At 72.0% G+C, this 5,506-nt stretch carries 4 protein-coding genes and 1 pseudogene; all 5 read left to right on the top strand.

Annotation, left to right across the window (positions count from 1 at the left end):
- A partial coding sequence (locus O3Q52_RS48065) for a restriction endonuclease (protein ID WP_269654772.1) occupies nt 1–1,754 on the top strand: 1,754 nt, incomplete at its 5' end.
- 95 nt (nt 1,755–1,849) lie between these two features.
- A complete protein-coding gene (locus O3Q52_RS48060) occupies nt 1,850–2,383 on the top strand; it encodes a GNAT family N-acetyltransferase (protein ID WP_269654771.1) in 534 nt (177 codons plus the stop codon).
- A 15-nt stretch (nt 2,384–2,398) separates the two neighbouring features.
- Nucleotides 2,399–3,835 (top strand): hypothetical protein, encoded by a 1,437-nt coding sequence (locus O3Q52_RS48055; protein WP_269654770.1) that lies wholly within the window; start codon nt 2,399–2,401, stop codon nt 3,833–3,835.
- A 48-nt stretch (nt 3,836–3,883) separates the two neighbouring features.
- A complete protein-coding gene (locus tag O3Q52_RS48050) occupies nt 3,884–4,702 on the top strand; it encodes a TIGR03936 family radical SAM-associated protein (protein WP_269654769.1) in 819 nt (272 codons plus the stop codon).
- A 249-nt stretch (nt 4,703–4,951) separates the two neighbouring features.
- A pseudogene (locus O3Q52_RS48045) lies at nt 4,952–5,506 on the top strand (ribonuclease E/G); the annotation flags it as partial.

The raw sequence follows: 5,506 nt of genomic DNA, 5'->3' as shown, positions 1-5,506 counted from the left end.
AGGCGCAGGCGGAGGCGCGGGCGCGGTTCGAGCGCGACTGGCAGGCCGCGCAGGCGGCGGAGGGGCAGCGACTACAGCAACTGGCCGCCTATCAACGGCAGTACGAGCAGTGGGCCGACGCCCGGTTGGGTGAAATCCGTCGGCACAACGCCGGTGTCGCCGAGATGGCCGCCGGGCTCCGCGAAGGTGACCCCGAGGCCGTGGTGGAGTACTTCTCCGCGGCCCTGTACGCCTCCTCGGCGTGGCCCGAGGACCTGCCGCGCCAGGTGACGGCCGCGTACGACTCACCCGCGCGACAGCTGGTGCTCAACTGGGAGCTGCCCGGGTACGACGTCGTACCCGAGGTGAAGCTCGTGCGGTACATGCCCGGCGCCGATCAGGAGAAAGAGGCGCCCCGGCCGGCTTCCCAGCGCCGCGCGCTCTACCGGGACGTGCTCGCGCAGTGCGTGCTCCTCGTCCTGCACGATCTCTTCGCGGCGGACGAGTTCGGGGCGCTGGAGTCGGTGGCGCTCAACGGCTTCGTCGACGACCACGACCCGGCGACGGGCAGACAGGCGCGGATCTTCCTGGCCACGGTCATGGCGTCCCGCTCCGTCTTCACCGGGCTCCGTCTGGAACAGGTCAGCGCCGTCGACTGCCTGGTGGACGGGCTACGGGGACAGCTGTCGGCACGGCCCGACCAACGTGCGGTCGTACGGCCCGGCCGGCGGCCCGAGGACGTCGGCAACGGCGTCGTCACCCACGGGGGTGACGAGGAGCCGGATCTGTACGAGATGGACCCGGTCGCCTTCGAGTCGCTGGTCGCTGAACTGTTCCGGGCCATGGGCATGCAGGCCGTGACGACCCAGCGGTCGAACGACGGCGGTGTGGACGTCGACGCTCTGGACCCGACGCCGATCCGGGGCGGCAAGATCGTCGTGCAGGTGAAGCGCTATCGCAACACCGTGCCGCCGACCGCCGTCCGCGACCTGTTCGGCACGGTCCAGGACGCGGGCGCCAACAAGGGTGTACTCGTCACGACGTCCGGCTTCGGCCCCGGTTCGCACACCTTCGCCAACGGCAAGCCCCTGGAACTCGTCGCGGGCAACGAACTCGTCGACCTCCTGCACCGGCACGGGCTGCGCGGCCGCCTCGGGAACTCCGGCGGCCCGATTCCCGCCCAGCGCACACCGGAAGGACGTACACCGGAAGGACGTACACCGGAAGGACGTACACCGGAAGGACGTACACCGGAGGGACGGACACCGGGCGCCGACGAGGGCGGGACGGGCGACCACAACAGGCTGGGCATGTTCTGGACCGGCCAGGTCGCCCTGGACGTCTGCGCGCTCGTCTGCCACGGCAACCGGGTGCTGAGCGACGAGCACTTCGTCTTCTTCAACAACCCACGGACACCGGACGGTACGGTCCGCGCGCTCGCCGCCGCCGCACCGGACAAGGCGGCGATCGGGGTGTCCTTCGACGCGTTGCCCGACCAGGCCGACCGGCTCGTCCTCGTCGCCGCCGTCGACCCCGAGATCAACCCCGATGCGGACCTCTCCGGCTTCACCGAGGCGGGCATCCGGCTGTCGGACGCCTCGGGAACCGAGCTGGGCCGTCTCGACGTGTCCGACGGCCGCGCCTACGAGACCGCGCTGGTCCTGGGCTCCTTCCGCCGCCGGGCCGGCGGCGACTGGGACTTCGTGCTCGGCGGCAAGGGCTACCGGGGCGGTCTGGAGGAACTCATCCGGGAGTACGGAATCGACGTGGACTAGCGTCCTCGCCGCGGCGGGCGAAGGCGCCGGTACACGGCCGGTCCATGGTGGAAAAGCCGTGGCCGGGCCTCGCCCGGGCCCGCCACAATGAGGCGATGCCGCAGCTCATCAGCCCCGACCCCCGGTTCCGGGTCCCCTTCCTCGACGCCGTGCGCGAAAACGTGGCCGAGGGTGAGTACTTCGGCGACACCCTCAAGCGGGAGCTCGCCGTGTACGGCGACAACTGGCAGGAGCCGGACGGCTTCGCGCACTATGTCGCGGCGGTCCGTGAGGAGGAGCTGGAGGAGGGGCGGCGGCCCGAGGGCTTCGTACCGAGCAGCTGGTTCTGGTACGTGGACGGGGACGACTATCTGGGCCGGATCCAGATACGGCACCGGTTCACCCCGCATCTGCGCGACTTCGGCGGCCACATCGGCTACGGCGTGCGGCCGACGGCGCGCAGAAAGGGGTACGCCACGGCCATGCTCCGGGACGTCCTGCCGCACGCGCGTGACCTCGGACTCGACCGGGTCCTCGTCACCTGCGACACCACCAACATCGGCTCCCGCAAGGTGATCGAGGCCAATGGTGGAGACTTCGAGGATGAACGCGGCGGAATGCTGCGGTTCTGGATCCGTACGGGCCATTGATGCGTCCTCGTTGATATGGACCTGGAGAAGTCGCCGCAGCCCGCGCCGCGTGAGTCGTCTGTGCCGCGTGGGACGCCTGCGCAGCCCGAGTTGCCTGTGACACCCGCGGCATCCGGTGCGTACGGGGTGCCCGCGCGGCGGCAGGACGCCGCTCCCGAGGGCTGCCTCGCCGTCGCGATCCGTATTCCGGTGCGGATCGTGGTGCTGGTACTGGTCCTGCCGGTACGGATGGTGTGGGACGCGTTGGTCGTCGGTGGGCGTGTCCTCAAGGACACGCTGTTCCGGCCTCTGGGGCGGGCGTTCATGTGGGTGTTCGCGCCCGTGGGGCGGGCCTTCGTGTGGCTGGTCGAGGGGATCGCGACCGTCGTCGCGTGGGTGCTGACCGGCCTCGGGTACGCCCTGGCGTGGCTGGGCAAGCTGCTGTTCGTGTGGCCGTGGGTGGGGCTGTGGCGGTACGTGGCCGTGCCGCTGGGGCGCGCCCTGGCCTGGCTCGGGAACGTGCTGCTCGTCGTGCCCGCCGTATGGCTGTACGAGCGGGTGCTGACGCCCGTCGGACACGGAGTGGTGTGGGCGCTGCGGGGGATCGGGGCCGGGTGCGCCTGGCTGTGGCGGGTGTCGGTCGTCGCTCCCGCCGGATGGCTGTACCGGGCCCTGCTCGCGCCGACAGGGCGGGGTTTCGCCTGGGCAGCGCTGGGGTTGTGGGGCGCCATCACGTGGGTCGGCCGCAGTGTGTGGGCGGGCGTGACATGGGCTTCCCGGGGCCTCTGGGCCGGCGTCGTATGGGTCGCGAGTGGTCTGTGGGCCGGCATGACATGGATCGGCAGGGGTCTGTGGGCCGCCATGACATGGACGGGGCGTGGGATCTGGGCGGGGGTGACCTGGCTCGGAATGGTCGTCGGGACGCTCCTGCGGTGGATCTTCGTCGTGCCCGCCGTCGCGTTGTGGCGCTGGGTGCTCGCACCCGTCGGGCGGGGCATCGCCGTCGTCGCCCGGGAGATCGGCGAAGCCCTGGGGCACGCGTGGCGCGTCGCCGGGTACATCTCCCTCGCCGTCGGACGCTTCCTCGGGCGACTCTTCCGGTGGATCTTCGTGGAGCCGGTGCGATGGGCGTACAAGAGCGTGCTCACCCCTGTCGGACACCTCGTACGGGACGCCGTCTGGCGGCCTGCCGCGGAGGCCGCCCGGAGTGTGGGCCGTACCACCCGGCAGGCCCTGGCGAGCGCCCGTGAGACGGCGCGGCAGACCCGGGCGGACATCCGGCGCATGCTGTTCGGGGCGCCGCGCGAACCCGAGCCGGTCGCCCTGGCCGAGCCCCGGAGCGAGCCCGGGCCGGTGCGCTTCGCCAAGCCCGCCGACGGCCCGCAGTCCGGGCCGGACCGCTCCCGGGGGGAACCTGTGGGCGCCGAGGCACGTACTCTAGGTAGCAGTACGACCGCTCTCACGAAGGACTGAACGACACTGGGCAAGCGACAGCCCGAAGGCCCGCCGCCCGCACCCGCGGTGCAGCGCATTCGACTGCGCTACACCAAGCGCGGCCGCCTCCGGTTCACCAGCCACCGCGACTTCCAGCGTGCCTTCGAGCGTGCGCTGCGCCGCGCCGAGGTGCCCATGGCGTACTCGGCGGGGTTCACCCCACACCCGAAGGTGTCGTACGCCAATGCCGCACCCACCGGCACGGGCAGTGAGGCCGAGTACCTGGAGATCGCGCTCACCGACGCGCGCGACCCCGAGAAGCTGCGTCTGCTCCTCGACGAGTCGATGCCTGTCGGGCTCGACATCATCGACGCCGTGGAGGCCCGTACGTCGGGTCTCGCCGACCGGCTCACCGCGTCCGTATGGGAGCTGCGCCTCGTGGGCGTGACACCGGAGGACGCGGAGCGCGCGGTCGACGCCTTCACGTCGGCCGAGACCGTCGAGGTCCAGCGCAAGATGAAGAACGGCATGCGCACCTTCGACGCCCGCGGCGCAGTCGTGAGCCTGGAGGCGCGCACAGCACAACCCGAGGCACAGAAGTCACAGTCTGAGACGCACAGTCCACAGCCTGATAGGCCGACCGACCAGCCCTGTGCGATACTGCGGCTGGTTGTTCGGCACGTGACGCCTGCCGTTCGACCTGACGACGTCCTGTCCGGTCTCCGAGCTGTGGCCGACCTGGCGCCGCCGGTCCCCGCAGGGGTGACCAGGCTGGCGCAGGGGCTTTTCGATGAAGAGACCGGCACGGTGACCGACCCGCTCGCGCCCGACCGCGAGGCAGTGGCTGCCGCCTCAGATGCTTTTCCTGGGGACGCGACCGCTGCCGCCGCGAAGGCGTCGGCGTAAGGAAGGTCCCGCGTAAGGACGTACGTCGAAGCGCCGCCCTCGTATCCGGGAGCCACCTGGTTCGGGCAGCGCACCGACCAGAAGACTTTCGCCAGGCCGTACGCACACATGGCGTACGGAACCGGCGAGACAGGACACAGAGAGCTCCCGTGCGGCGCCCGCGCCCCGGACGGCGGCACCGCGCATCGCGCGAGCCGCGGACGTCACCGGATCCGCGGCGCCCGGGAGCCTGACGGGAGATCCACCCGCATGCTCGAACCGACCGAACCCGCTGAGCCCTCCACGGGCTCCGAGAACAGCACCCCCAGCGACACCCTGCCGCCGCGCAGGCGTCGTCGCGCCGCGTCCCGCCCCGCGGGACCGCCCGCCGGGAACACCGAGGGCGAGAGCGTGGCCGAGACCACCGCGCCGGCCATACCGGCCGTGAGCTCCACCGATCTCGCGACGGAGGAGCCGGAGGAGACCGAAGAGGCGGCTGCGGCCGCTGAAGCGGTGACCGCCGAGAAGGCCGCCACTGAGACGTCCGTCACCGACGCGCCCGCGGCTGAGGCCGCCGCACCTGCCGTACAGGCGGAGCCCGCGGCCGAGGAGGCCGCCCCGGCGCCGCGTACGCGCCGTCGGGCCACGCGCCGTGCCACCGCACCCGCCGGTGCGCCGACGGAGAACAGCACCGAGGCCGTCGTGACCACGACCACCGCCCCGGCCGCCGCCGAAGCCGAAGAGGCGCCGGCCGTCGAGGCCGAGGACGCCGCTCCCAAGGGCCGTACCCGCCGCCGGGCCACCCGTCGGGCCACCGCACCGACC

This window comes from Streptomyces sp. ActVer (assembly GCF_027270795.1).
Taxonomy (GTDB): Bacteria; Actinomycetota; Actinomycetes; order Streptomycetales; family Streptomycetaceae; genus Streptomyces; species Streptomyces umbrinus_A.
Note: the sequence above shows the minus strand (reverse complement) of the source record. Positions and strands in the feature narration are given on the sequence as shown.

What these genes read in the sequence shown, in the direction of transcription:
- O3Q52_RS48055 (WP_269654770.1), top strand. Translation starts at nt 2,399, where the DNA reads ATGGACCTGGAGAAGTCGCCGCAGCCCGCGCCGCGTGAGTCGTCTGTG.
- O3Q52_RS48060 (WP_269654771.1), top strand. Translation starts at nt 1,850, where the DNA reads ATGCCGCAGCTCATCAGCCCCGACCCCCGGTTCCGGGTCCCCTTCCTC.